The following is a 19,862-nucleotide window of genomic DNA, read 5'->3' as shown; positions in this document are numbered from 1 at the left end:
AGACCGTTCATGGCTATGATTGAAAACCGGCGCAAGAAATCGCTGATCGCGCTGTCGATGGTGACGCCGTTCATCGTGGTCTTCGCCACTTTTTTCCTTTATCCGCTGATCGAGATGGTGCGCATCAGCTTCACCGATGCACCCTTGATCGGTGAGGGCAACTGGGTGGGGTTTGCGAACTACACAAAGCTGCTAAGCGACCGCCTCTTTGTGACCTCTTTGAAAAACAACGGCTATTTCGTGCTTTTGACCGTTGTTCCGACGACCGTCATCGCCCTGACGATCGCGCTCGCCGTCAGCCGCCTGTCGGGCGTGAAGCAGACGATCGCCATGAGCCTCTTCTTCCTGCCCTATGTGCTGCCGGTTTCTGTCGTCACTGAAATCTGGGCGTGGATGCTCGATCTGCAGTTCGGTATTCTCCAGCCAGTGATCTCGCTGATTGCCGGAAAGCCGGTCGCGGTCTTCAAGAATCCCTATTGGGTGATGCCGATGGTCGCCGTGGTCACCATCTGGTGGACGAACGGCTTTAATGTGCTGCTCTTCATAGCCGGATTGCGCAATATTCCGACCGAGCTTTATGAGGCTGCGTCTCTCGATGGCGCAACGACCTGGCAGCGCTTCTGGCGGGTGACATGGCCGCTTCTCTGGCCCGTCACGGCACTGGTTCTCACCCTGCAACTGATTCTGCAGCTGAAGATATTCGATCAGATCTATCTCCTGAGCGGCGGTGGGCCCTTCAATTCCAGTTTTGTGCTTCTGCTGAAGGTCTATCGCGAGGCGTTCCAGTTGAACAATGGTGGTTACGCTTCCGCCGTTTCCACCGTGCTGTTCCTGCTGATCGTCATCGTTTCCATTCTCCAGTTCCAGTTGCTGCGCATCCGGAGGAACTCATGAGCCTCACTAGAAGACTAGAAAACATTATCCTGACCGTGCTGACCTTTTCTGCGGCACTGGTCTGGATTTTCCCGCTCTACTGGACATTTGTGACGTCCATCCGTTCGGATGAGAATGTCGCGGGCAATACATCGCTGATCCCCGATGAATTCCGGCTGAGCGCCTATGTCAGCGCCATCTTCAATACGAAGTTGATGAACTGGTATATCAATTCCGTCGGCACGGCGGCGATCGTCACCGTATCGGTGCTGCTGATTTCGATGTTGTGTGCCTATGCGCTGTCGCAAATCCGCTTTCCGGGCAGGCGACTGCTTTACGGTATCGTGCTGGCGAGTTTCATGGTGCCGGCGCAAACGCTTGTGGTCACCCAGTTCATCCTGATGAAGAACCTCAACCTCATCAACACCTGGGCGGGCATCATCCTGCCGCAACTCATCACGCCCATCGTCATCATCGTCTACAAACAGTTCTTCGACAGCGTGCCGAAGGAGATGCGCGAGGCTGTGGTTCTGGATGGTGGCGGCGAATACACCATTCTTTTCAAGGTCTATCTACCCTTGAACTGGGGCATTACCACCGCCATGGCAATCGTGACGTTCATCACGGTCTGGAACGCCTTCTTCTGGCCATTCCTCGTCGTCACCTCGGAAGACATGATGACGATCCCTGTTGGCATCACCCAGGTAAACGACACCTTCGGCGTCGCTTATGCGCGGCTGATGGCTATCGCCATGCTGGCGGCGCTACCGGTCATCATCGCCTATGTCGTCTTCCAGCGACGCGTCACGGAAGCGATCATGATTTCGTCAGGCGTGAAAGGGTGACGGTCACTCGATTGCTTGTCCGGCGCGGGCAGAGAATTTTCTAAACCGCGACGGACATATCTTGCACCCGCCTCAAACCGCGAGCAGCGTCTCGTTCTTGCTTCGGGCAGTCTCCGCCGTTCCCTCCGTTTCGATCCGCTTGCCGGTGGCCGGGTCGAAGAAATGGAGATGGGCGGTGGGAAGATCGAGATGGATGCGCTGGCCGGGTTTTACCAGGAGATCCTCACCGATGGCGGCAGAGAAGGTTTCGCCGGCTATGTCCGCATGCACGATGCGACCGGAGCCAAGTTCTTCGACGAAATCCACGATAGCAGGCACGCCGGGGCCATCCATGCTCACCACGCATTGTTCCGGGCGGATGCCGACCGTCACATTGCGGCCGCGCAGTTCCAGCGCGGTTTCCGGGAAGAGTTTCACCGGGGTACCGGAGAGTATCACGGCAGGGGTCTCCACTTCCACCTTTGTGGTAAAAAGGTTCATGGCGGGTGAGCCGATGAAGGAGGCGACAAAGGTGCTGGCCGGGCGGTGATAGATATCGAGCGGATGGCCGACCTGCTCGACATTGCCCTTGTTCATCACCACCAGCCGGTCGGCCAGCGTCATGGCTTCCACCTGGTCGTGGGTGACGAAAATGGAGGTGGCCGAGAGGCGCTGGTGCAGCTTGCGGATTTCAGCGCGCATGGATACGCGCAGCTTGGCATCGAGGTTGGACAGCGGCTCGTCGAACAGAAACACGGCGGGTTCGCGGATGATGGCGCGGGCCATGGCCACGCGCTGGCGCTGGCCGCCGGAAAGGGCGGCCGGCTTGCGTTCCAGATAGTCGGACAGGCCGACAATCTTGGCGGTCTCCTCGATGCGGCGCTGGCGCTCGGCCTTTGGAACGCCGGCGACCTTCAGCGCATAACCGATATTGGCGGCCACCGACATATGCGGATAAAGCGCATAATTCTGGAACACCATGGCACAGCCGCGCTCACGCGGCTCCAGCGTGTTGACCACGCGCCCGCCGATGGCGATCTCGCCCGAGGTGATCTCCTCCAGGCCGGCGATCATGCGCAGAAGCGTGGATTTGCCGCAGCCCGAAGGGCCGAGGATGACGACGAATTCGCCGGAGTCGAAAGAAAGATCCACCCCGTGCAGGGTCGGCGTCTTGCCATAGGATTTGCGGACCTGACGAATATCGATCTGAGCCATGATAGAAAACCTTGTTGTTGAAAGCCGCGCGTCACTTGTCGGACGAGACGAGGCCACGGACGAACCAGCGTTGCAGGAAGGCCACGACGAAAAGCGGCGGCAGGATGATGATGAGGGAACCGGCCAGCGTCACGTTCCAGTCCGGGGTGCCGTCATCGGCGGGCAACAGCGCCCTGAGCGACATCATCACCGTCTTGTAGGAAGGGTCCGTGACCATCAGCAGCGGCCACAGATACTGGTTCCAGGCATAAACGAACATGATGGTGGTGAGTGCCAGCATGTTGGTGCGCGAGAGCGGCAGCAGCATGTCGACGAAGAAACGTGCGGCGCCCGAACCATCCATGCGGGCCGCTTCGGCCAGCTCGTCCGGGATCGTCATGAAGAACTGCCGGTAGAGAAAGGTGCCGGTGGCTGTGGCGACAAGCGGCAGGGTCAGGCCGGCATAGGAGTTCAGGAGGTTCCATTCCAGCGTCATCTCGATGCCGAACAGGCCGAGAATGGAGCGGAGCGGCTGGAAAAGATCGGCGGCGACCGAATAGGTCGGGACCACGCGCACTTCGAGCGGCAGCATCAGGGTGATGAAGACCGTCCAGAAGAACAGATGCTTCAGCGGCGAGCGGAAGAAGACGATGGCGAAGGCGGTGAAGGCGGAAAGCGCCACCTTGCCGATGGTCACCAGCGTCGCCATGATCAGGCTGTTCCAGAGGGCGTTGCCAAGATTCGCGCGTGCCCAGGCGGTCTGCGCATTGGCGAGGAATTCGCCTTGCGGCATGAAGCTGAACGGCACGCTGTTGACCTGCTGAACAGACTGGCTCGCGCCGGAAATGACGACGAGGAAGGGGCCGATGAGCAGGAGAAAGCCCGCCACCATGATCGCGTAGGTCAGGGCGTCGGCATAGGGTGTGCGCTGGATCATCGCCGCCTCACTTGTAATGGACTTGCCGCTCGACGAAGCGGAACTGAATGAAGGTGAAGACCATGATGAGGCCGATGAGGACGAGGCTCTGGGCCGAGGCGCCGGAGTAGTTCAGCCCCTCGAAGGCCTCGCTGACGATGCGATAGACCATCACTTCCGTGGCGTGGTTTGGACCACCCTCGGTCGTGGAGGCGACGATGCCGAATGTATCGGCGCCGACGAAACCCTCGGTCATCATGATAACGGTCAGGAAGAACAGGGTGGGCGCAAGCAGCGGCACCTGGATGTCGATGGCGCGGCGGATCGGCCCGGAACCATCCATGGCAGCGGCCTCGGTCAGCGAGCGCGGCACCGATTGCAGGCCGGCGAACAGGAAGATGAAGGTGTAGCCCGCCCATTTCCAGATGAAGATGACAATGATGAGGGCCAGCGCATGTTCATTATATTTGGCCGGGTTCCAGATATCGGGCCACCAGGCGTTCAGCGAGGCGGCGAGACCGCGTTCCGGTGACAGGATGAAGCGGAAGGCCATGCCCGCGGCGGGACCGGCAATCGCATAGGGCAGGATATAAAGTACCCGGAAGAAACCTGAACCGGGAAGCTGGCGATCGACTGCAAGGGCCAGCACGAGGCCGATGAGAATGGCAAAAAACGGTCCGACGATGGCGAAGGTCAGGCTCGTGACGATCGATTGCCAGTAAATCGGATCGCCGAAGGTCTCCACGAAATTGGCGAGGCCCACAAATTCCGCCGGGCCGCCGAAGGGCGGTTCGAGGGTGAATGCCCAGTTCAGTACCGCGACAACCGGCCAATAGAAGAACAGAAGGATGAGCAGGAACTGCGGTAGGGCGAAGAGCACAGGCAGCCATGTGCTTTTGAAAACGGTACGTTTTTCCATTGGAGACCGGCAATGTTCGAGATTGAGGCGGGCCTGCCCGGAGGATGTCCGGACAGGCCTTATGACGGCAATGAAAACGGGCTTAGTTCAGCTTGGCGCCTTCATAGGTCTTTTCGAAGCGGCGCAGACCGGCATTGGAGCGCTCGACGGCCTTGTCGAGTTCGGCCTGAATATCGGCGTTCTGCATGAAGATGGCTTCAAGCGAGGTCGCGACTTCCTTGCGGATCTGCGTGAAGCCGCCGAGGCGGATACCGCGGGTATATTCGGAAGGCGGTGTAAAGGTCAGGCTTTCGATTGCCTTTTCGCGACCTTTGTAGGGAGCCTTGTCGTAAAAACCGTTGGCCTTCATGGCGTCGAAACCGGTCTTGGTGACGGGGATGTAGCCGGTGACCGTTGACCACCACTCAACCATGTCAGGCTGGGCGATGAAGTTCAGGAATGCGGCGGCACCCTTGTATTCGGCATCCGGACGACCGGCCATGACCCACAGCGAAGCGCCGCCGACCAGCGAATTGTGACGCTCTGTGCCCTTCCAGATCGGCAGCATGACGACGTCCCACTTTACGCCGGCTGGCATGCCTTTGCCGACGGTGCCGTGGTTGGCGATCGAGGTCATGAACATCTGGCAGGTCTGCGACGTGAAGGCGGGCAGAATATCCATGCCGAGCTGCTTGGTCTTGACGACGAACAGCTTCTCGTCCTGCATCTTCTTGAAGAATTTGACCTGGTCGACGAACTTGGTCTTGTTGATCGTCAGTTCGGCGTCGAGACCCTGATAGCCGTTGGCCTTGGTGGCGATCGGCTGATTGTGGATGGCGGAGAACTGCTCCATCAGCATCCAGGTGTCGAAGTTGAAGGCGAGCGGGCATTCGAAACCAGCGGCTTTAAGCTTCTTCGAAGCCTCCTCAACCTCTTCCCAGGTGTCGGGCTTGAAGGTGATGCCAGCTTTTTCGAAGGCATCGACATTATAATAAAAGACGGCGGTGGAGGAATTATAGGGGAAGGAATTCAGCTCGCCCGAGGCCGTGGCGTAATAATTGGCGATGCCGGGGAAATAATTGTTCCAGTCGATCTTGTAGCCATTGTCGGCCATCAGCTTTTTGGCGGGAACGAAGGCCTTGGACAGCATCATATCCAACGTGCCGGCGTCGTAAATCTGGGTGATGGCGGGCTGTTTCTTGGCGCGATAGGCAGCAATGGTGTTCTGCAGGGTGGATTCGTAATCGTTCTGCGAGGTGCAGACGATCTCGAAATCGGCCTGGGCATCGTTGAACTTCTTGCAGGTTTCCTGAACGCGCTCGCCGAGATCGCCGGAAAGGCCGTACCAGAATTCGAACTTGGTCTTTTCTGCGTGGGCAGCCGTTGCGCCGAAAGCGGCGGCGACGGCAATGCCGGCCACGAAGGAAGTCAGAGCGGAAGATTTCATGAGTTGAGCCCCGTTAATGGAATGATGGCCTGCTCGGCAAGGACATCACGTCCCCGGCACGACGCCACGGGCTCTGCTAACAGCCGTCTTTGACGGCTCGCTTACATTTTGTTGAACGTTTTGTGATGACTGGCCGCGCAGGGCATTCTGCGCGGCTGCAAATGTGCCTTAAATCCTAGAAATAGAATTTTTTATTTAGTTTTCAGTCACTTGCGATTTTTGCTTAACTTCGCTACTTGCTGCTGAGTCGGTCGTCCGCGTCAACCGCGACGTGCGGCCTCGATGGCGGCGACGTCGATTTTCTTCATATCCATCATCGCGTCGAAGGCGCGTTTGGCCTCTGCGCCACCGGCAGCCATGGCGTCCATCAGCACGCGTGGCGTGATCTGCCAGGAGACCCCCCATTTGTCCTTGCACCATCCGCAGGCGCTTTCTTCACCGCCATTGCCGACGATGGCGTTCCAGTAACGGTCGGTTTCTTCCTGGTCTTCGGTCGATATCTGGAACGAGAAAGCCTCGCTGTGCTTGAAGGTCGGTCCGCCGTTGAGGCCGATGCAGGAAACGCCGGCTACGGTGAATTGCACGGTCAGCACATCGCCCTTCTTGCCGGAGTGAAAATCGCTCGGCGCATGATGCACGGCGGTCACGGCGCTATCGGGAAAGGTCTCGGCATAAAATCTGGCGGCAGCCTCCGCGTCCTTGTCGTACCAGATACAGATCGTGTTCTTTTCCATGTGCATGATCCTCCCAAAGTTGAAATCTTTCCCGGCCGGTGGAATTCAATGGCCGATTGCCCATTCCTCATCAGGCATAAAATGCGACCGTGCGAAAAACGTTCCGAAAATTCCGGGCCCCGCCGTCCCAATCCTGATGGCGAAAGTCAATATTATCCTTAAATATTATTTAATAATGCAATCATAATATTCATGAATAATTTTCGATATGAACTTATTTCATCGGAGGACTGCGCGTGACTATTCTTGATCGTGGTGCCAATGCTGTCGCGGTTCTCGCCGCACTTTCCAAATCCCAGGCCATCATAGAATTTGACCTCTCCGGAAAGATTCTGACGGCCAATGAAAGTTTCTGTCGGGCGATCGGTTATGAGCTTGCCGAAATCGTCGGCCGGCATCACAGCCTGTTCGTCGAGCCCTCCGTCGTGTCGTCACCGGACTACAAGGCCTTCTGGTCCAAGCTTGCATCCGGCCAGTTCGATCAGCGGCAATATAAGCGCATCGGCAAGGGAGGCCGCGAAGTGTGGATCGAGGCCTCCTATAATCCGGTGTTCCGCCGCGGCAGGCCGGTGAAAGTGGTCAAGATCGCCACCGATATCACCGAACGCAAACTGAGGGCGGCGGAAGATGCGGGCAAGATCGATGCCCTGTCGCGGGCGCAGGCCATCATCGAATTTTCCCCCGAGGGCGAGGTTCTGACCGCCAACGACAATTTCCTGGCGGCGCTGGGGTATTCGCTCAGTGAAGTGCAGGGCAGACATCATTCCATGTTCTGCGATCCGGCCTATACACAATCGTCGGAATATAAGCAGTTCTGGCAGAGGCTTGCCGGCGGCGATCTGGTTGCGGATGAGTTCATGCGGCTCGGCAAGGGCGGCCGCAAGGTGTTCATCCAGGCCTCCTATAATCCGATCTTCGATATGAACGGCAAGGTGTTCAAGGTCGTCAAATTCGCGACTGACGTGACCGGTCGCGTCGAGAATGTCGAGACACTGGCGCAATGCCTCAACGATCTCGCCGAGGGCGATCTGGCGCAGAGCATCGACAAGCCTTTCATTCCTTCTCTTGAAAGACTGCGCACGGATTTCAACGCGGCTTCGGAAAAGCTGAAGAGGGCCATGACGCTGGTCTCCGAAAATGCCGGTGCGATTTCCTCGGGTTCGAACGAGATACGCTCCGCTGCCGATGATCTGGCCAAACGCACCGAACAGCAGGCCGCCTCGATCGAGGAAACGGCCGCCGCCCTCGAGGAGATCACCACGGCGGTCAATGATTCCAGCCGCCGGGCGGACGAGGCCGGCAAGATCGTCGCCCGTGCCCGCGATCATGCGGAACATTCCGGCCAGGTGGTGCGCGATGCGATCAGCGCCATGGATCAGATCGAAAAATCGTCCCGCGAGATTTCCAACATCATTGGCGTGATCGACGAAATCGCCTTCCAGACCAATCTTCTGGCGCTGAATGCGGGTGTCGAAGCGGCGCGTGCGGGGGAGGCGGGCAAGGGTTTTGCCGTCGTGGCACAGGAGGTTCGCGAACTCGCCCAGCGTTCGGCAACCGCGGCGAAGGAAATCAAGAGCCTGATCAATGCCTCGGGCGCGCAGGTGGAAAATGGCGTCGGCCTTGTCACCAGGGCTGGTTCGGCCCTGCAGGAAATCGCCGAGCAGGTGCGTGACATCAACACCAATGTCGTTGCGATCGTTGAGGCTGCCCGCGAACAGTCCACGGCGCTTGCCGAGATCAACCAGGCGGTCAACACCGTCGATCAGGGCACCCAGCAGAATGCGGCGATGGTCGAAGAGCAGACTGCCGCAAGCCATAGCCTTGCAAGGGAAGCGGCGGCGCTGTTTGAGCTTCTCGGGCAATTCCGGTTCGAGGATGCGCCGCGATCGACCTCCTCCTCTCGCAACCGCTTCGAGCAGCAGGCCGCGCCCGTTAGTCCGCGCCACAGCCCATCTCGTCCGCTTGCGGCACGCGGTTCGGCCGCTGTTGCGGTCAAGCATGAAGAGTGGCAGGACTTTTAAGGCAGGCTAAGTCGCCCTGAAGTCGATACTGAGGGCGCACATGCTCTCGACGTCATCCTCGCACTGAAGCATAGCGGTGGATGTGGGATGACAGATCGTACCAAACTCTCCAACGTCATCCTCGGGCTTGTCCCGAGGATCTGCAACCGATTGATTTTATTCGACGTGATTAGATCCTCGGCACAGGGGCCGAGGGGATGTTTACTCTTCCCAACCGGCTTCAGGCCTCTATCAAAAAACCGGACAGCAGTGGGCAGGCCCGAGGATGAAGTTGGCATGATTGGTTTGGTCTTTCTCGGTGTTCGATATGTGATGACAAGCCCGAAAGCGGGGCATATCTTCCCCATTGACGGATAATCGGCACGTCACGGTTGGAGTTTTCGAGGACACTCGCTTGGCAGGAATATCAACAAGCCGCATGGCTCTTGCCTTCTATTTGCTTTTCTCAGCCTCCGGCGCGGCGAAAGCCGAAGAGCCCGCCCGGAAAAACACCGCCTGCGCCTATTCCCATGATGTCTCACCGGAACTGTGCATCAACGCCGGCAGTTACAATAATGATCTTTGCCGCGCCATCGAGGTTCTCGCCGCCCGCCACGCCGTTCCGCCGGACTATTTCGCCCGGTTGATCTGGCGGGAAAGCCTGTTCCGGGCCAGTGCGGTCAGCCCGAAAGGGGCGGAGGGCATTGCCCAGTTCATGCCCGGCACCGCACGGCTGCGTGGTCTCGAAGACAGTTTCAACATCATTGCCGCCCTTGAGGCCTCGTCGCGTTACCTCTCGGAACTGAACGTGCAGTTCGGCAATTTCGGTCTTGCCGCCGCAGCCTATAATGCGGGTGAGGCGGGCCTGCGGAATTTCATCGCCACCGGCCGCCTGCCGACGGAGACCCGCGACTATGTGTTTGCGATCACCGGATATCCCGTGGAGAACTGGAAGGACAATCCGCCAGAAAAGGCGGCACCGGCGCTGGATGACAACCGATCCTTCCTCGATGCCTGCGTGCGTCTGGCCGATACCCGCACCATGAACGATCCCGTCCTCATTGCCTCGGCCGACTGGGCGCCCTGGGGCGTGCAGCTTGCTGCGCATTATAGTCCTGGTGTGGCGAACCGGCTTTTCACCCGGGCGATATTGCAGCTTTCACAACCGCTGAATGCCGAACGAGCCCTGATCGTGCGGCAGCGGGGCGGGAACTTCGGCTCGCGGCCGCGTTATGCCGCCCGTATCGGCCGTGAAACCCGCACCGAAGCCAACATGCTTTGTGGCGAGATCAGGCGGGCGGGAGTTCCCTGCACCGTGTTCCGCAACCGTTAGCAGCGGCGGGCGCCGGACCGATATGTCTTCGCTCCGCAGGCACGTCGATCATAACAAGTTGATCGGCTTTGCGGCTGTCCCACCTTTCGGGGCGGCATGATCGTGCATAGATTTGCCGCCAATACTGGCCAACGGGGTCCGGCCGCAGGTGTGGGGAATGATCTGGAAATGAAATGGTTTGAAACCGGATGTCTTGTGGCCGTTCTGGTCGTCGTTGCGGCGTGCACCAGCACCGGGGAGACGGAGATTTCCCGCACCGTTGCGGGCTTCGTGGGGCAACCGCGCGATGCCGCAATCGCAAGGCTCGGCCGCCCTAACAAGGTCATCATCGAAAACGGCGAAACCGAATCCTACTGGCTGAAGGTCGATGTGGAGACCTATGCCGGGCTCAGCAACCGGCGCGAAATCAGGACCGTGGACGGGCAGGCGCGGATTTCGGAAACGGAGGGCATGAAGATCAAGGAACATCGTCGCGATTGCATCATCAAGATCACCGCGAATGCCGCCTCCACCATCAAGACGAGCGAGGTCATCGGCAATCCCGCCAATTGCGCGGATCTTCTCGATCGTGCGGCTTCGTGAGGCGGTCGGTCGCGACCGCCCCGGTTGCCAGATGTCTCAAAGCTCCATCTTGATGGTCAGCATATATTCGGTGCCCTTCGCCCGGTCGCGCGTGCGGGATACTTCAAGTGTGACCTTGTCCAGCTTGTGCCCGAGGCTTTCCTTGATCGATCCGCCCGGCGTATCCTCGCGTCGGAACGAGGTGTTGCCGTAACCGACGCCCATTTTGCGAGTGATGGCGTTTTCCGTGTAGGTTCTTCCGAACATCGCCGAAGCCTGGCCGCTGCGCACCGTCGTCTCGAAACCGCGGGAATCAATGTCCCGATAGGCTGAGGCGGCAATCGAATTGTCTGAACTGCTATAGCTGCCGCCCGCACTTATTTTGGCGAGGCGATGGCCGTCGTGCTCGAGAGAGACATTGCCGTCGGCCGAAGGTCCGTAACGACCGCCGCTCATGCTGTCCTTATAGGTGAAGCGGAAGCGGCCGCTGCGCGCATCGACCTGATAATTATAGGAGGCGTCGCCACTGCGGATCTGAATGCCCGGCGCCGGTTCGCTGCCGAGGATCGGTGAGACCTTGTCCGCAAACTGGAACAGCGGTTTCGTAACCTGATCGAACTCCGACTTCGACAATTCCAGCGGTTTGCCATCCGGGTCGAACTTTCCGACCGCCAGGCATGGGCGCTGGTTAATGATGCTTTTCAGGGCAAAGACCGTGCAATTGTCGCTGGTCATGCCGGCAATGGCGGCATGCACGGAGTTGCGCAGGGTGTAGCTGCCGCAGCAGGAGAAGGCTTCATTGTCCACGTTCGCATCTCGCGTATACCCCGTGAAAACAATGCCGCTCGCCCCGTTGCTGAGACCTACATTGGCGAAATGCGGGCCACTTTGCAGCGGAAACAGCTTCAATTGGCTCTGGTCGGCAAGCGTTTTCGGGTTGGAAGGTGATGGAAGCGGCATTCTTCTTCTCTCCTGAAACACGGGAACGGTGCGCTTTTTTTACCATCGTAAATTGAAGTCGCAACCCTCAACTGTACCCTATGAAATATCCCGTTCCTGTGGATGAGGCTGGACGCTGTTGTTACTGTGAGCCTCTGCGCATATGTTGGAGTACTCAATCTTGATTTCCGGGAACGACGGACACGCGCATAATGACCTCCCAGATGGATTTTTTTGCCCCCGCGGCCGCGCGGCTTCCTCAGGCTGAAAGGGGACGAAAGTCGGGTGGTCGCGAAGCGGTGCCAAAGGCCGGCACGGATGATGAAGCACTTGCCACGCATCTTGAAGCCACCGGCAATTATCGTGTCCTGCGAAGGCTGCAGCCGCGTCCGGTCGTCGATCGCCCGAGACCGGAATTCCCGCGCCAGGGCGTGATCCTCGATACGGAAACGACGGGCCTTGATCATCGCACCGACGAGATCATCGAAATCGGCGTCATCACCTTCACCTTTGATGACCAGGGTGCGATCGGCGATGTCACCGGCATCTATGGCGGGTTGCGGCAGCCGGGCGTTGCCATTCCCGAAGACATAACCCGCCTGACGGGGATTACCGACGAGATGGTGGCCGGACAGTCGATCGACATGATGCGCCTGACTTCGCTCATTGCCCATGCCGATCTGATCATCGCCCATAATGCCGGCTTTGATCGTCCATTCTGCGAGGCCTTCTCGCCGATTTTCCGTGACAAGGCCTGGGCTTGTTCCGTTTCGGAAATTGACTGGCGGGTGCGTGGTTTTGAGGGCAACAAGCTCGGTTATCTGATCGGTCAGTCAGGCTATTTCCATGACGGCCATCGTGCGGTGGATGATTGTTTCGCCCTGCTGGAGGTGCTGGAACAGAGGCGCTCCGGTCAGAATATCACGCCTTTTGCAGAGCTCTACGAAGCAAGCGGGCGTTCGCGCGTGCGGATTTACGCGGAAAACAGCCCTTTCGATATGAAGGATCACCTGAAGAAGCGGGGTTATCGCTGGTCCGATGGTTCCGATGGCCGGCCGAAATCCTGGTGGGTGGAACTGCCGGGAGAGAAGCTCGAAGAGGAACTGCATTTCCTGCGCACCGAAATCTATCGCTGGGATGCCGATCCGACCGTCAAACATCTCACCGCCTTCGACCGCTTCAGGGCGGGATAGGCAAGCCGGTTTGCCGGCGCTGCCGCGACAAGTGTTTGCCAGCGGAGACTATCTACAATCTGGCGCCAGATTGAATACAATTTTGCCAATCAATCGAAAACAATCGCTGCAAATTTAAGCAGTCGGTTGGATGGCGATGCGGTTGTGTTAAAAACTCCGTTTTATATCAACGGCTAAGCCGATTGGCACGCCTCCTGCATGACAAAGATGTCGCAGGAGAGTGTTATGAGCAAAGCCGCCGCAATCGACATCGCGTCCGTATCCAAGATTTACGGCACCACCACCGCCGTGCATGCGATCAGCCTCAAGATACCGGCTGGAAGTTATTGCTGCCTGCTTGGTCCTTCGGGCTGCGGTAAGACCTCGACGCTTCGAATGATTGCCGGGCACGAGAGCATTTCCAGCGGCGATATCAGGCTCGGTAATATGGTGGTCACCGATCTGCCGCCGGCGCGGCGCGGCACGGCGATGATGTTCCAGTCCTATGCGCTGTTTCCGCATCTCGATCTCGTCGACAATGTCGCCTTCAGCCTCAAGATGAAGGGTGCGGATAAGGAGACCCGGCGGGCCAAGGCGCTCGAGATGTTGCAGCTGATGCAGCTCGAGCCCTATGCCAACCGCCGTCCGGCCCAGCTTTCCGGCGGCCAGCAGCAACGTGTGGCACTGGCCCGGGCGCTGATTACCGATCCGGAGGCGCTGTTGCTGGATGAGCCGCTGTCGGCACTCGATCCATTTCTCAAGATCCGCATGCGCGCCGAGCTAAAGAAGCTGCAGACCTTGCTCGGCATCACCTTCGTGCACGTCACCCACAGCCAGGAAGAGGCGATGGCGCTTGCTGATATCGTCGTCGTCATGAATGACGGCCGCATCGAACAGGCAGCCACACCGCGTGAGGTGTTCGAGCGCCCGGCCACCGCTTTCGTTGCCCGTTTCATGGGGGATCATAACGTCATCTCCGGCCGCTACCGCGAAAAATCGGGCGATCTCGTGACGCTCGAAGTGGCGGGCGGTGGCACATTTGTCGCCAGTGGCATGGCCCCGGATGACGGCGCGGTCGACATCGCCGTGCGTACCGACCGGGTCCGCGTCGGCGAGGCCGAGCAGCCGGGCCTCGGTTTCACCGGCATCGTCTCGAACGTCGAATATCGCGGTGCGAGCGTGAAGATCGCGGTGACGGGCGCGGGTATCGAGGATTTCAACGTCATCCTCAGCGATGCCGCCTTTTTCGAAAATCCGGTCAGGACCGGCGACGCCATACCGCTTTCATGGAATGCGGCCGATGCCATCGTGCTCGGCCGGGTAGAGAAGTGACCCCAAAAATAACCAGAGGAGAACTTTGAAATGACCGATATCACCAACAGCAATAAGGGACTGTCCCGCCGCGGCCTTCTGAAGGCAGGCGCGGCCGCCACAGGTGCGGCGATCGGCTCCGGCCTCATCACCGGCTTCCCGACCATCTGGGCGCAGAACCCGATCACCATCCGCCAGTTCGGCACCGGCGTCTCGAACCTCAATGCCATCGCCGAGAAGTGCAAGGCCGATCTCGGCATCACGCTCGAAATGACGGCGACGGATTCGGATGCGGCCGCCCAGCGCGCCGTCACCCAGCCAAATTCCTACGACATCGCCGATATCGAATACTGGATCCTGAAAAAGGTCTATCCCGCCGGCGTCATCCAGCCGATGGAAATCAAGAAGCTCAAATATTACGACAAGATCGTGCCGCTGTTCAAAAACGGCAAGCTGACGCCTGATAGCGTCGTGGCGCAGGGCACCGCTCCGCACACGGTCGGTTTCGTCGAAAAGCCCGGCGACAAGAAATTTGCGAAGAGCGAGACCGAATATTTCACCATGGTTCCGACCATCTACAATGCCGATACGCTCGGCATCCGTCCTGATCTCGTCGGCCGCGATATCACCAGCTGGGCCGATATCATGGACCCGAAGTTCAAGGGCAAAACCTCGATCCTCAACATTCCTTCCATCGGCATCATGGATGCCGCGATGATCATGGAAGCCATGGGCAACATCAAATATGCCGACAAGGGCAACATGACGAAGGAGGAGATCGACAAGACCATCGATTTCCTCATCAAGGCCAAGAAGGACGGCCAGTTCCGTGCCTTCTGGAAGAGCTTCGATGAAAGCGTCAACCTCATGGCCTCGGGTGAAGTCATCATCCAGTCCATGTGGTCGCCCGCTGTTGCAGCCGTCCGTTCCAAGGGCATCGCCTGCAAATACCAGCCGCTGAAGGAAGGCTATCGCTCCTGGGGCGGTGGTCTTGGCCTTGCCAAGCACCTCTCCGGTGCGAAGCTCGACGCGGCCTATGAATATATCAACTGGTACACCTCCGGCTGGGTTGGCGCCTATCTCAACCGTCAGGGTTATTATTCCGCCGCCATGGATACGGCGAAAGAACACATGTCCGCCGATGAGTGGGGTTACTGGGTCGAAGGCAAGCCCGCGCAGGGCGATATCATCGCGCCCGATGGCAAGGTCATGGAAAAGGCCGGTGCGGTGCGCGACGGCGGCTCCTTCCAGGAGCGCATGGGCAAGGTCGCCTGCTGGAACTCCGTCATGGACGAAGACCGCTACATGGTCCGCCGCTGGAACGAGTTCATCGCTGCTTAGTACTCCGAGACAGACGAGATCGGTAGCGTTGGCCGCCGATCTCGATAGTAACAGAGCCTCTAAACTCTCCGTCATCCTCGGGCTTGACCCGAGGATCTAACGAACCACCACATCAAACGTGGTTGGATCCTCGGGACAAGCCCGAGGATGACGTCGCGTTTGAAGAGAGCTTTGCCTGACACACTACCCGGTGCGAAAGCCGCCGGTACTTCTGCAAATCCAACGAAAGGCTCCCCCATGGTGACGGTTAGGCTCATCGGCGTCAGTGAAAAAAAGGAGAAGCTGTCCCGCAGCTTCGCCCTGCCGCAGAAGCTTGTGTCCTATATTCAGGCCACGCCGCTTTTCCTGATCCTCGGCTTTTTCCTGGCCCTGCCGATCCTCATGATCGCCGTTGTCAGCTTTTGGGACTACGACTTCGCCCAGATGTATCCCGATTTCGTCACCTTCAACTACCTGGAGACGCTCGGTTCCTGGGTGATCTGGCAGACCTATCTCAACACGCTGAAATACGCGGCCATCGTCTGGGCGATCACGCTGTTCTGCGGTTTCTGGGTTGCCTATTTCCTCGCCTTCCACATTCGCACCACCACCATGCAGATGGTGCTGTTCCTCGTCTGCACCGTGCCGTTCCTGACATCGAACATCATCCGCATGATTTCCTGGATTCCCGTTCTCGGACGAAACGGTCTCGTCAACAGCGCGCTGGTCGGCACCGGCATCCTTCCCGAGCCGGTCGAGTGGCTGCTTTATTCCGATTTCGCCGTGGTGCTGGCCATGGTGCATCTTTATACGCTGTTCATGGTCACGCCGATCTTCAACACGCTGATGCGCATCGACAAATCGCTGATCGAGGCGGCGCGTGACGCCGGCGCGACGGGATGGCAGACACTCAGCAATGTCATTATTCCGCTTGCCAAACCCGGCATGGCTATCGGCAGCATCTTCGTCGTGACGCTGGTCATGGCGGATTTCTCCACCGTTCAGGTCATGTCCGGTGGCCAGAGCGCGTCGGTGGCGCTGATGATGAAGAACCAGATGTCGCTACTGCAATATCCGGCGGCAGCCGCGAACGCCGTCATCCTGCTCATCCTCGTTCTGCTGATGGTCGCGGGCATCCTGCGCATCGTCGATATCCGCAAGGAGCTTTGATCCATGCATCAGGAAAAACGCGGCCGCGAATTCTACATTCTCGCCTTCTTCTTCGTCCTCTTCGTGCTGTTTCTCTACGGCCCGCTATCGGCCATCCTCATCCTTGCCTTTCAGGGGCCGAATGGCGGGCTGACCTTTCCGCTGAACGGCGTTTCGCTGCACTGGTTCGGCAATCTCTTCGAACAGCAGGCGGTCGGCGATTTCGGCGGCTCGTTCCGCCGGTCTTTCGGTCTCGGGCTGATGGTCATGACCGTCACCGTCTTCGTCTCGCTGCTGGCAGGCCTTGCCTTCAGGCGCAAATTCATCGGCGCGACGCCGCTTTTTTACCTCTCGGTCGCGAGCCTGGTGGTGCCATCGATCATCATCTCGCTTGGCATTGGTGTTCTTTTCCAGCAGCTTGGGCTGGAACCTTCATGGTATACATCAGCTTTCGGCGCGCATCTCACCTGGACGCTTCCTTTCGGCGTGCTCATCATGCTCGCCGTCTTCAATCGCTTTTCGCCTTCCTATGAGGAGGCGGCCCGCGATCTCGGCGCGTCCTCCTGGCAGACCTTCGCCCATGTGGTGCTGCCGATGATTGCACCGAGCCTGATCGGTGTCGGCCTCTTCGGTTTCACGCTTTCTTATGACGAGTTCGCCCGCACGCTGATGACATCAGGCACCTACAACACGCTGCCGCTGGAAATCTACGGCATGACCACCAATGTCACGACGCCGGTGCTTTATGCGCTGGGTGCCGTCACGACGCTGTTTTCCCTTCTGGTGATTGCGGCCACGCTCGGCCTGATCGTCACCCTCAACCGCCGCCATTCACGCGGATAAAGAAACGTCCAATGCGCATCCTCGTCGTCAATCCCAATACCACCCGATCCATGACCGCAACGATCGCTGACGCCGCCATGCGGGTGGTCGGCCGGGATACCGAAATTCTTGGCGTGACATCCTCCATGGGGCCTGTCTCCATCGAAGGTTATTATGACGAGGTTTTTGCCGTGCCCGGCCTGCTGCTTGAACTTGCCAAGGCTCCGGCGCTTGGCGTTGACGCGGCCGTCATCGCCTGTTTCGACGATACCGGGCTCGATGCGGCGCGCGCATTTTGCGATATACCGGTCATCGGCCTCTGCGAGGCGGCGGTCTCCGCCACTGCCTTCATCGCGCAGAAATTCACCATCGTGACGACGATGGAGCGTTCCCGGTTGCCGCTCGAACACCTGGTTCATCGTTATGGCATGTCCGCCCGCTGCAATGTGCGCGCCGCCGATATTCCCGTCCTGTCGCTCGAAGATCCCGCTTCGAACGCCCGCGAAAGGCTGCGGCAGGAGATTGCGCTGGCTCTGAAGGAAGACCGGGCGGAGGCAATCGTTCTCGGCTGCGCCGGCATGGCAGACCTGACCGCCGAGCTGCGCGCCGAATTCGGCGTGCCGGTCGTTGATGGTGTCGCAGCCGCCGTTAAACAGGCCGAATCCCTTGTTTCCATGGGGCTTTCCACCGCCAAAAGCGGTGCTTATGCCAAGCCGGTCGCCAAGCCCTATCACGGCCTGCTGGAGGCATTTCGGCCGGACCGCATGACGGCGTGAATCCGCCTTCATCGTTGCTGAAAAAAATTTCGAAACGCCGCGACGGATTTTCGCGCCTTTCCCCGTTAAAGTCGAAAATTGCGTGTAAAACGTCATTTATCGACATTCCTTGTCCAGCTTTGCAGGACCGCAACGGAGATTCGACCGGAGCATGGTGAGCGACCCCGATGCAAAGCTCGTGGCAGATGTCGCGGCAGGAGATATCAGGGCGATGCGGACACTGGTTGAGGCAAAATTGCCGAGGATCATGGCGCTGGCAACCCGCATGCTGGGAGATCCGGTCGAGGCGGAGGATGTCGCGCAGGAGACCTTTCTGCGGATATGGAAACACGCGGGAACATGGAGGCAGGGCGCTGCGCGGTTTGATACGTGGATACACCGTGTAGCGCTGAACCTGTGTTATGACCGGCTGCGGAAGCGACGTGAAATATCCGTCGCCCAGCCGTCCGACCTTGCCGATGCGCGCACGTCGTCGGAAAACGGCGGCGCTGATATCGACGAGGGCGAGGCTGTCGGGCGGGCGCTCTCCCTTATTCCCGAGCGGCAACGGGAGGCGATCATTCTGGTCTATTATCAGGAAATGTCGAACCGGGAGGCCGCCGACATCATGCATGTCAGCGTCGACGCACTGGAAAGTCTTCTGTCGCGCGGGCGCAGAGCGTTGCAGAAAATCTTGAACGAGGATGAGACATGAGCGGGTCGAGGGAAGACGGCATGGACGGGCAGGCATTTTCCGCCCTCGTTTCGGCATATGGCGCCGATCCAAGACGCTGGCCCGAGGATCGTCGCGCGAAAGCCGAGCTTTATTCCGAAACAGCCGATGGTCAGCGTCTGCTCAGCGACGCGGCGCAGCTGGACCGCGCCTTGGCCGCTTTCCGGCCCAAGGCTGCGCCCTCCGCCGCACTTCAGGGACGCATTCTTGCAGAAGGCACATCCCGGCTTTCGCGCCACCGGCGGTTCGTCCGTTTCGGGCTCGGCGCCGGCATGGTCGGCATCAGCCTTGCGGGTGCCCTGACCGGTGCTGTCGCCGTCATCAATCTCACCCCGCCGCCGTCTTTCTCGTTTGGCGACAATCTGACGGCATTCGGAAATTTGCAAAGTGAAAACGAGTTGGCTGAGGACGCGAAATGACCGATCAGAATTTCCGCTGGATTGTCGTTGTGCTGCTCGTCGTCAATACATTCCTCGTCTGCGCCCTTGCCGGCGCCGGTTTCGTTTATTTGCGCAACGATACCACAGCCTCGGCATCACGGATGCCGCTTGCCGGAGAGCAGCTGCCCAAGGCGGAGCGGGAGGCCTTTCGCCAGATGCTCAGCGATGCACGCAAACCCCTGCGCGAGACCTCGGCCGAGGCGCGGCAGGCCCGCATCGAGGCTGCTTCACTGATGGGCGCCGACACGCTGGACACAAAAGCGCTGTCCGACGCGCTGGAACGCGCCCGCAAGGCGGAATATGCGGTCCGCGCCGCCGTCGAGCTTCAGGCGGTAGAATTTGCCCGCACGCTTTCGCTGGATGCAAGACGGCGTCTCGCGGAAGGCCTGCTCTCCCGCGAGGCGCCGAAGCCTGCCACGAAATGATCACAATTCGGCGGCG

20 protein-coding genes are annotated in these 19,862 nt (G+C 59.0%); 14 read left to right on the top strand and 6 right to left on the bottom strand.

What is annotated here, in order from left to right; translation table 11 throughout:
* Positions 1 to 9 precede the first annotated feature (9 nt).
* Together ATU_RS14290 and ATU_RS14285 are read left to right on the top strand one after the other, a co-directional pair.
* Entirely contained in the window at positions 10 to 894 is an 885-nt protein-coding gene (locus ATU_RS14290; RefSeq protein ID WP_006311911.1) for a carbohydrate ABC transporter permease, read from the top strand.
* Positions 891 to 1,718 carry a carbohydrate ABC transporter permease gene (locus ATU_RS14285; RefSeq protein ID WP_010972757.1) on the top strand — a complete coding sequence of 276 codons (828 nt, stop codon included), beginning with the start codon at positions 891 to 893 and terminating at the stop codon, positions 1,716 to 1,718. Before ATU_RS14290 ends, ATU_RS14285 begins: the two co-directional genes overlap by 4 nt.
* A gap of 72 nt (positions 1,719 to 1,790) precedes the next feature.
* Here the strand turns inward: ATU_RS14285 and ATU_RS14280 are convergent, their stop codons facing one another.
* The 5 genes from ATU_RS14280 to ATU_RS14260 all read right to left on the bottom strand — a co-directional run bounded on the left by ATU_RS14280 (position 1,791) and on the right by ATU_RS14260 (position 6,886).
* A complete protein-coding gene (locus ATU_RS14280; protein ID WP_010972756.1) occupies positions 1,791 to 2,912 on the bottom strand; it encodes a sn-glycerol-3-phosphate import ATP-binding protein UgpC in 1,122 nt (373 codons plus the stop codon).
* A 31-nt stretch (positions 2,913 to 2,943) separates the two neighbouring features.
* Positions 2,944 to 3,828 (bottom strand): ABC transporter permease subunit, encoded by an 885-nt coding sequence (locus ATU_RS14275; protein ID WP_010972755.1) that lies wholly within the window; start codon positions 3,826 to 3,828, stop codon positions 2,944 to 2,946.
* 7 nt (positions 3,829 to 3,835) lie between these two features.
* Positions 3,836 to 4,726 (bottom strand): carbohydrate ABC transporter permease, encoded by an 891-nt coding sequence (locus ATU_RS14270; protein WP_010972754.1) that lies wholly within the window; start codon positions 4,724 to 4,726, stop codon positions 3,836 to 3,838.
* A gap of 82 nt (positions 4,727 to 4,808) precedes the next feature.
* Positions 4,809 to 6,152, bottom strand: a complete 1,344-nt coding sequence (locus tag ATU_RS14265; protein ID WP_010972753.1) for an extracellular solute-binding protein — start codon at positions 6,150 to 6,152, stop codon at positions 4,809 to 4,811.
* A 260-nt stretch (positions 6,153 to 6,412) separates the two neighbouring features.
* The gene (locus tag ATU_RS14260) at positions 6,413 to 6,886 is read right to left on the bottom strand and encodes a VOC family protein (RefSeq protein ID WP_006311917.1); all 474 of its coding nucleotides are present in this window, start codon (positions 6,884 to 6,886) and stop codon (positions 6,413 to 6,415) included.
* 236 nt (positions 6,887 to 7,122) lie between these two features.
* Here ATU_RS14260 and ATU_RS14255 point away from each other — a divergent pair, with 236 nt between their 5' ends.
* From ATU_RS14255 to ATU_RS14245, 3 genes are all read left to right on the top strand, one after another.
* Positions 7,123 to 8,907, top strand: coding sequence for a methyl-accepting chemotaxis protein (locus ATU_RS14255; protein ID WP_010972752.1), 1,785 nt, complete (start codon positions 7,123 to 7,125; stop codon positions 8,905 to 8,907).
* Positions 8,908 to 9,325: 418 nt separating this feature from the next.
* The gene (locus ATU_RS14250; RefSeq protein WP_010972751.1) at positions 9,326 to 10,219 is read left to right on the top strand and encodes a transglycosylase SLT domain-containing protein; all 894 of its coding nucleotides are present in this window, start codon (positions 9,326 to 9,328) and stop codon (positions 10,217 to 10,219) included.
* Positions 10,220 to 10,387: 168 nt separating this feature from the next.
* Positions 10,388 to 10,801, top strand: coding sequence for a hypothetical protein (locus ATU_RS14245; protein WP_035257489.1), 414 nt, complete (start codon positions 10,388 to 10,390; stop codon positions 10,799 to 10,801).
* A 36-nt stretch (positions 10,802 to 10,837) separates the two neighbouring features.
* On the opposite strand, the gene ATU_RS14240 is transcribed toward ATU_RS14245, so the two are convergent.
* Complete coding sequence (locus ATU_RS14240) at positions 10,838 to 11,740, bottom strand: hypothetical protein (RefSeq protein ID WP_010972749.1); 903 nt, start codon at positions 11,738 to 11,740, stop codon at positions 10,838 to 10,840.
* Positions 11,741 to 11,931: 191 nt separating this feature from the next.
* On the opposite strand from ATU_RS14240, the gene ATU_RS14235 reads away from it, so the two are divergent.
* The 9 genes from ATU_RS14235 to ATU_RS14195 all read left to right on the top strand — a co-directional run bounded on the left by ATU_RS14235 (position 11,932) and on the right by ATU_RS14195 (position 19,846).
* Positions 11,932 to 12,912, top strand: a complete 981-nt coding sequence (locus tag ATU_RS14235) for a 3'-5' exonuclease (RefSeq protein ID WP_010972748.1) — start codon at positions 11,932 to 11,934, stop codon at positions 12,910 to 12,912.
* 225 nt (positions 12,913 to 13,137) lie between these two features.
* Entirely contained in the window at positions 13,138 to 14,223 is a 1,086-nt protein-coding gene (locus tag ATU_RS14230; RefSeq protein WP_010972747.1) for an ABC transporter ATP-binding protein, read from the top strand.
* A 30-nt stretch (positions 14,224 to 14,253) separates the two neighbouring features.
* A complete protein-coding gene (locus ATU_RS14225; protein WP_010972746.1) occupies positions 14,254 to 15,543 on the top strand; it encodes an ABC transporter substrate-binding protein in 1,290 nt (429 codons plus the stop codon).
* Positions 15,544 to 15,780: 237 nt separating this feature from the next.
* Positions 15,781 to 16,692, top strand: coding sequence for an ABC transporter permease (locus ATU_RS14220; protein WP_010972745.1), 912 nt, complete (start codon positions 15,781 to 15,783; stop codon positions 16,690 to 16,692).
* Positions 16,693 to 16,695: 3 nt separating this feature from the next.
* Positions 16,696 to 17,514, top strand: a complete 819-nt coding sequence (locus ATU_RS14215) for an ABC transporter permease (protein WP_010972744.1) — start codon at positions 16,696 to 16,698, stop codon at positions 17,512 to 17,514.
* Positions 17,515 to 17,525: 11 nt separating this feature from the next.
* Positions 17,526 to 18,269 carry an aspartate/glutamate racemase family protein gene (locus ATU_RS14210; protein WP_010972743.1) on the top strand — a complete coding sequence of 248 codons (744 nt, stop codon included), beginning with the start codon at positions 17,526 to 17,528 and terminating at the stop codon, positions 18,267 to 18,269.
* Between the two features lie 151 nt (positions 18,270 to 18,420).
* Positions 18,421 to 18,963 (top strand): RNA polymerase sigma factor, encoded by a 543-nt coding sequence (locus tag ATU_RS14205; RefSeq protein WP_006311931.1) that lies wholly within the window; start codon positions 18,421 to 18,423, stop codon positions 18,961 to 18,963.
* Positions 18,960 to 19,400 (top strand): hypothetical protein, encoded by a 441-nt coding sequence (locus tag ATU_RS14200; protein ID WP_010972742.1) that lies wholly within the window; start codon positions 18,960 to 18,962, stop codon positions 19,398 to 19,400. Before ATU_RS14205 ends, ATU_RS14200 begins: the two co-directional genes overlap by 4 nt.
* Positions 19,397 to 19,846, top strand: coding sequence for a periplasmic heavy metal sensor (locus ATU_RS14195; protein WP_010972741.1), 450 nt, complete (start codon positions 19,397 to 19,399; stop codon positions 19,844 to 19,846). Before ATU_RS14200 ends, ATU_RS14195 begins: the two co-directional genes overlap by 4 nt.
* Positions 19,847 to 19,862 lie beyond the last annotated feature (16 nt).

The sequence above is a fragment of the Agrobacterium fabrum str. C58 genome (genome assembly GCF_000092025.1).
GTDB lineage: Bacteria > Pseudomonadota > Alphaproteobacteria > Rhizobiales > Rhizobiaceae > Agrobacterium > Agrobacterium fabrum.
This window is presented reverse-complemented; position numbering and strand designations above follow the sequence as displayed.

What these genes read in the sequence shown, in the direction of transcription:
- ATU_RS14290 (WP_006311911.1), top strand. Translation starts at nt 10, where the DNA reads ATGGCTATGATTGAAAACCGGCGCAAGAAATCGCTGATCGCGCTGTCG.
- ATU_RS14285 (WP_010972757.1), top strand. Translation starts at nt 891, where the DNA reads ATGAGCCTCACTAGAAGACTAGAAAACATTATCCTGACCGTGCTGACC.
- ATU_RS14280 (WP_010972756.1), bottom strand. Translation starts at nt 2,912, where the DNA reads ATGGCTCAGATCGATATTCGTCAGGTCCGCAAATCCTATGGCAAGACG.
- ATU_RS14275 (WP_010972755.1), bottom strand. Translation starts at nt 3,828, where the DNA reads ATGATCCAGCGCACACCCTATGCCGACGCCCTGACCTACGCGATCATG.
- ATU_RS14270 (WP_010972754.1), bottom strand. Translation starts at nt 4,726, where the DNA reads ATGGAAAAACGTACCGTTTTCAAAAGCACATGGCTGCCTGTGCTCTTC.
- ATU_RS14265 (WP_010972753.1), bottom strand. Translation starts at nt 6,152, where the DNA reads ATGAAATCTTCCGCTCTGACTTCCTTCGTGGCCGGCATTGCCGTCGCC.
- ATU_RS14260 (WP_006311917.1), bottom strand. Translation starts at nt 6,886, where the DNA reads ATGGAAAAGAACACGATCTGTATCTGGTACGACAAGGACGCGGAGGCT.
- ATU_RS14250 (WP_010972751.1), top strand. Translation starts at nt 9,326, where the DNA reads ATGGCTCTTGCCTTCTATTTGCTTTTCTCAGCCTCCGGCGCGGCGAAA.
- ATU_RS14245 (WP_035257489.1), top strand. Translation starts at nt 10,388, where the DNA reads ATGAAATGGTTTGAAACCGGATGTCTTGTGGCCGTTCTGGTCGTCGTT.
- ATU_RS14240 (WP_010972749.1), bottom strand. Translation starts at nt 11,740, where the DNA reads ATGCCGCTTCCATCACCTTCCAACCCGAAAACGCTTGCCGACCAGAGC.
- ATU_RS14235 (WP_010972748.1), top strand. Translation starts at nt 11,932, where the DNA reads ATGACCTCCCAGATGGATTTTTTTGCCCCCGCGGCCGCGCGGCTTCCT.
- ATU_RS14230 (WP_010972747.1), top strand. Translation starts at nt 13,138, where the DNA reads ATGAGCAAAGCCGCCGCAATCGACATCGCGTCCGTATCCAAGATTTAC.
- ATU_RS14225 (WP_010972746.1), top strand. Translation starts at nt 14,254, where the DNA reads ATGACCGATATCACCAACAGCAATAAGGGACTGTCCCGCCGCGGCCTT.
- ATU_RS14220 (WP_010972745.1), top strand. Translation starts at nt 15,781, where the DNA reads ATGGTGACGGTTAGGCTCATCGGCGTCAGTGAAAAAAAGGAGAAGCTG.
- ATU_RS14215 (WP_010972744.1), top strand. Translation starts at nt 16,696, where the DNA reads ATGCATCAGGAAAAACGCGGCCGCGAATTCTACATTCTCGCCTTCTTC.
- ATU_RS14210 (WP_010972743.1), top strand. Translation starts at nt 17,526, where the DNA reads ATGCGCATCCTCGTCGTCAATCCCAATACCACCCGATCCATGACCGCA.
- ATU_RS14205 (WP_006311931.1), top strand. Translation starts at nt 18,421, where the DNA reads ATGGTGAGCGACCCCGATGCAAAGCTCGTGGCAGATGTCGCGGCAGGA.
- ATU_RS14200 (WP_010972742.1), top strand. Translation starts at nt 18,960, where the DNA reads ATGAGCGGGTCGAGGGAAGACGGCATGGACGGGCAGGCATTTTCCGCC.
- ATU_RS14195 (WP_010972741.1), top strand. Translation starts at nt 19,397, where the DNA reads ATGACCGATCAGAATTTCCGCTGGATTGTCGTTGTGCTGCTCGTCGTC.